General features: G+C 62.9%; 4 protein-coding genes and 1 pseudogene. 4 read left to right on the forward strand and 1 reads right to left on the reverse strand.

Features of this window, described 5'->3' with window-relative positions; translation table 11 throughout:
• Window positions 1-846, reverse strand: a pseudogene (locus tag ACQR3U_RS22885) (sugar transferase); the annotation flags it as partial.
• 516 nt (window positions 847-1,362) lie between these two features.
• On the opposite strand from ACQR3U_RS22885, the gene ACQR3U_RS22890 reads away from it, so the two are divergent.
• The 4 genes from ACQR3U_RS22890 to ACQR3U_RS22905 all read left to right on the forward strand — a co-directional run bounded on the left by ACQR3U_RS22890 (window position 1,363) and on the right by ACQR3U_RS22905 (window position 5,192).
• Window positions 1,363-2,280 (forward strand): UTP--glucose-1-phosphate uridylyltransferase, encoded by a 918-nt coding sequence (locus ACQR3U_RS22890; protein ID WP_230811548.1) that lies wholly within the window; start codon window positions 1,363-1,365, stop codon window positions 2,278-2,280.
• A 410-nt stretch (window positions 2,281-2,690) separates the two neighbouring features.
• Window positions 2,691-3,560, forward strand: coding sequence for a helix-turn-helix domain-containing protein (locus tag ACQR3U_RS22895; RefSeq protein WP_230811547.1), 870 nt, complete (start codon window positions 2,691-2,693; stop codon window positions 3,558-3,560).
• Between the two features lie 226 nt (window positions 3,561-3,786).
• On the forward strand, window positions 3,787-4,548 hold the full coding sequence (locus tag ACQR3U_RS22900) for an aspartate dehydrogenase domain-containing protein (RefSeq protein ID WP_269572373.1): 762 nt from the start codon (window positions 3,787-3,789) through the stop codon (window positions 4,546-4,548).
• A gap of 266 nt (window positions 4,549-4,814) precedes the next feature.
• Window positions 4,815-5,192 carry a hypothetical protein gene (locus ACQR3U_RS22905; protein ID WP_230811545.1) on the forward strand — a complete coding sequence of 126 codons (378 nt, stop codon included), beginning with the start codon at window positions 4,815-4,817 and terminating at the stop codon, window positions 5,190-5,192.
• Window positions 5,193-5,327: the final 135 nt, after the last annotated feature.

Genomic DNA, 5,327 nt, shown 5'->3' on the forward strand with positions numbered 1-5,327 from the left:
CCCCGTCGCGACCACCAGATCCGTCTCGAGCGGTTCGAGCTGCCAGACCAGATCGTGCAAACCGTCGCTGCCCAGGGTTTCGGTGGCGGTGACCACCACTGTGTCCGCCCCCGACAGTTCGAGTGCTTCGACGACGGAGTGTTCGTCGCCGTAGACGGTGATTTCCCGGCCGTCGACATCGATCACATCACCTGGCGCACCCGAATAACGCGGCACGCACACACCGACAACGCGATAGCCCTCCCCGTCCTGACGGGAGAAGGTGCGGGTCATGTGCCGCACCGCCCGGGCACCGCCCACAACGAGCACCGAGGTCTGGAAGTCGCCCCGAGCACGCTTGCGCGCGATCACCTTCCGCCACACCCACCGCGACAACAGCAGACCGGCAAGACCCACCGGCAGAGCGATCGCCAGATATCCACGTGCGAGTTCGAGGCGGAACACGAGTGCAATAATTGCAATGAACCCGAATAGCCGAGCAGTACTCGAGACGACGCGTTGATATTCGCTATGACCTGCACCGATGACACGCCGAGACCGGGTACGAAATAGTGCGAGAGTGATCAACCAGAGACCGACAAGACCTGCCGAGATCAGCGCGTAACTGAGTTCGGAGACCGGCTCGGTTGTCGATAGGTCGCCCTGCCCGAATCGGACGGTGTGTGCCACAACGACGGCCAGCACAACGACAATCGCGTCGGACCAGATCAATCGCCTGATGTAGGACTGCTGCCAGCTTCTACGGTTCGCCGAACCCGACGGTTGACGCTGTCCACGAATAGAATTGGCGTAGTCCCCCACGAGGGCATCGGGTACGCCGTGACTCGCCTCCCCGACGGCGGTCATAGCCCAACCACCCACATCGTTGTCTCCTCCCCGAGACACCTACTGCTCGCACGAACAAGCAACGCCGGACCCGATCCGCGTACCCTCCCCGGTCGCGTGACCTGCCCGTTGCGTGCCCAGCCGGGCGCAGTTCTTCCAGTTGTATGCGTGTCGCTCCTATGCGAAAACGCTCGTTGAGACTGTAACGTTACTTACGAGATCTGGCAGCTTGAACAGTCGTCCAGATGGAACCTTCTCTTTGAATGTGCCGCGCGGTTACATTTGGCGACGCGATCCGCGTTTACAGGTCCCGGCGAAGGCAATCCTCCCTGCTATCTTGCACTTTCGGTGCACTCTCCGATTCGCGAACCCGCAGGGCGGCCCCTAGACTGCGCTTACCGACCCCCACGTGATGCGGGATTGACGGTCGGAATCTCGAAGGTGAGATGTATCTCACCATTGCTCAACGTTTTGACCGGGCAATCGCGGGTAGTCCGGCGCGGTCATGCGCTCGACAGGGGAGGCGAGGGTAGAACCATGAAAGAAGAAGCGGGAGTGCGTAAAGCATTTCGAACGGCCGTGGTACCGGCGGCGGGGATGGGAACTCGGTTCCTGCCGGCCACAAAGACTGTGCCGAAGGAACTGCTACCGGTAGTTGACACGCCGGGCATCGAACTCGTCGCGACGGAAGCTGCCCATTCGGGAGCTCAACGGCTTCTTATTGTGACAGCCCCCGGAAAGGACGGAGTTGTAGCGCATTTCGTCGATGACTTCGACCTCGAGGAGCACCTCGAAGCGAATGGCAAGCTCAAGTTGCTCGAGAAAGTACGACGGGCGCCCAATCTGCTCACGGTCGAATCCGTTGTCCAGGAGAAGCCACTCGGCCTGGGTCATGCTGTCGGTTGCGCGGAAGCTGCTCTGGAGCCGGATGAGGACGCGATCGCTGTTCTTCTCCCGGACGATCTCGTGCAACCGAGCGGCATCCTGGAAACGATGGCTCGTGTCCGCGCCAAGCGCGGAGGAAGTGTGCTGTGCGCCATCGACGTTCCGAAGAGCCAGGTGAGCTCATACGGCGTGTTCGAGGTCGAGGAAGTACCCAACGTTGCGAATCCGGATGTTCTGCGAGTTCGCGGCATGGTCGAGAAGCCGGCTCTGGCCGACGCTCCGTCTACACTTGCCGCCGCCGGCCGCTATCTGCTCGACCGCGAGATCTTCGACGCCCTCCGTCGGATCAAACCGGGCGCGGGCGGGGAACTCCAACTGACCGACGCGATCGCGCTATTGATCGAGGAAGGTCACCCAGTGCATGTCGCCGTGCATCGCGGGACCCGCCACGACTTGGGCAACCCGGGTGGATATCTTCGGGCAGCAATCGACGCCGCTCTCGATAGCGAGGAATACGGGGACGGGCTCCGTAAGTGGCTCCACCGCCGGCTGGAGTTGGACGCCGACTGATCAGGGTGCGCTCGAACTACCTCGATGGGACTTAGGTCCCTTTCTTGATGTGCCGTATGGCCCTGCTTCTGGTTTAATCCTCAAGTGTGTTGCCTCCCCGCAACATGCCCCTTCCCCTCCCCGGGAATTGGTGGCACCGAGCCCCGCTGGCTCCTCCCCCTGCCAGCGGGGCTCGCTCGACTTCGGGACAGCTCACCCGCGAGCTATCAAGAGCGGTCCGAGACCGCACGATCCAGTTCGCAAGCGTTGACGCCTCCCGGACTCGGTGCCAAGATGATCAACCACGCGCTCGAACGTGCGTGCGAACAACTCAAAACAGATGGCCCGCCGCGACTGGCATCGCGACGGGCCGGATGTCCGACTGATAAGGAGTCGAACATGCGTCAGCATACCCACGGGCAGGTGACATCGTGAGCATCGAAGCGATCACCTGGGCGCTCGAACGCGCCGAAATTCCGTCCCCCACGCCACCCGGCATGCCCTCGGCGCCAGCGCTGACAGTGGTGCTACTCGGCCTGGCCAATCATGCGTCCCGACATGGCGCGGATGCGTATCCGTCCGTGCGAAAGCTCGCCGGGTACGCCCGCATCAGCGAACGCCAGGTGCAGCGTTGTTTGAAAGCACTTGCTGCTCTCGGCCTCATTTCCAAAGGCGATCAAGAGCGGATCGCGGCGACGATCCCTCGCGAAGACCGCCGCCCCGTCCTGTACAACCTGTCGATGAAGCGGGGTGACACGTCGTCACCCCGCAGCTCTGAACGAGGTGACAAGACGAAGCGCCACGGGGTGACAGGAACGACCGAGCGGGGTGACACCCCGGTCACCCGAACCGTCCTTGAACCAACAAATGAACCTGCTGCACTCCCCCACCCGACAAATCGGACCCGCGATGCAACACGCGAGCAGCAGCCCTCTCCCATCGACCGATTGACCACAGCGTGCCGCCGGGCCGGCCTGTCTGCACGGTTCGACACCCTGACGCCGGCGAAGTGCACCCTCGTCAAGCAATCGATCGACACTCACGGCGTAGACGCTCTTGTCCGCGCCGCGCTCGAACGTCATCGACCATGGGACCCAGCTCGCTCCGCAGCAGCATGGATCCCGATCTGGCAGTCGCTGCAACCGCCCCGCCCGAAACTCCCGCCACGATGCGGTCGATGCGACGAATATGGCTGGTTGCCCGACGACGAATTCGGACGTGCAGTGCGATGCCCATGCCGCCAAGTGGCGTCGCACAGGATTCCCACTTCACCTCAGGAGACGATGCTCTTGGCAGCATGAGCGCACTTGCCGCTGTCGGCAATGCACTGACGCCGTAATTGCCCTCATAGCAACACATTCCGAGCCTTGAACGGTAATGCGAGCGATACGACGACGTCGCGAATCAGGCACCGCCGATTCCTTCTCTCGGTACCATGGGCCCGTATTTCGTGGAAACGAGCGGCGGCATGCCGCGGAGGATGTGAGGCAACTGGCACCCGAAGAAGTCGAACATCGTCCGATAGCAGTGTGCGTTGTCGGGACCGGCGCGATCGGACAGACGGTGATCGACGCCCTGCGCGACGACGTGGTGCCGCATGTGAGCCTCGCGGCCATGTTGGACTCACGAAGCAGCCCTGAGGAGGCCTCCGCCGCATTCGACGTCGCCGACATCGTGGTGGAAGCTGCCACGGTCGACGCCGCTCGAGCCCTGATACCCGAGGTGGTGAAACGCGGTAAGGACATCATCGTCTGTTCGTGCGGCGTCTTCGCCGAGCGCGGTTTCGATGTGGAACCGTTCGGCTCCGGACCAGGACGTGTACTGCTCCCGACGGGCGCTATCGGGGGCTTCGATGTTCTGGCCGCAGCGACACGTGCAGGAAGCCGCGATGCACGCCTCACCCACACCACGATCAAACGACCGAGTGCGCTCGGCATCGAAGAACGTCCGGACGCAGAACGCACCGTTTTCCGAGGATCGGCGCGAGAAGCCGCCCTGGCCTTTCCGCGAACCTCGAACTCGTCGGTGGCTCTCGCCCTCGCGACGCTCGGGCTCGACCGGGTAGAGGTGGTGGTCGTTGCCGACCCCGCCGCTGCAAACACGCGCCACGTCGTCGAGTGGGAGTCGCCGCTCGGCCGGTACGAGCTGACGTTCGAGAACGCGATCGACTCGGCGTCGAGTGGACGCACGTCTGCGATCACTGCTTGGTCGGTGATCGAGGTTCTCGCTGCGCTACCGCTCGGGATCGGTCCGGGCGCGGTCGTGATCGGGCCTTCCCGTAGGTCGTAGCCGACCCAAGAGGATCCGAACACCCAACGAGGGCGATTGTCGCTTTCGCGTGTTTGGAGCAGAATTTCGCGACGAAAGTCCCAAGCGCCCGGGCGGAATCGTAACCACTTCTGTCACATTCGGGTTTCCTGATGGTTGCCTGGGTAGCGGCGCGTGAACGGGTGCTGTACACAGTGTGAAACACCACATTTCGCAGGTGAAGGTGTAACTCCCTACCGGGAGTGGCAATTCGGTTTCACCTGACCTACTCGCACCTGGAGCAGCCTGTGACGACATCATCGCTTTCGGACCGACCGGCACGGGTACTTTTCCTCGGCACTCCCTCAAACGCTGTCGCACTCGACCGGTGGACAGAGTTGCAGGAGCGCCTCGACCTCGCAGGCATCGAGACCACTACCGCTTTCGAAGGCGAAGTGGACTACGCGATCCTCACCGAGGACATCCTCGACGGCTACTGCACCGCCGTCGAAGCTCTCATTCTTCAGAAGCTCCGTGCTCGTGGGATCACATGCGCAAGCACATGCGCCGGCCCCGAGCAGATCCTCGCAGCGCTGGCGGAAACGTCGGCCGACGTTGCTTCTGTCGTGCCGATCTCGACAGCCCGGGGAAGCACTTACCGGCACGCTGCATCCAGCGCAGTCTGAAACTCCAGAACGAGTCGTGGGGGGGGGGGGGGGGGGGGGGGGGGGGGGGGGGGGGGGGGGTTTGGGGGTTTTGTTGGTGTTTTTTTTTCCCCTCCCCCCCCCCCCAAAACAGTGGTGAGGGAGGGGGGGGGGGGG

It is taken from the genome of Rhodococcus sp. IEGM1339 (assembly GCF_050321925.1).
Lineage (GTDB): Bacteria > Actinomycetota > Actinomycetes > Mycobacteriales > Mycobacteriaceae > Rhodococcus > Rhodococcus pyridinivorans.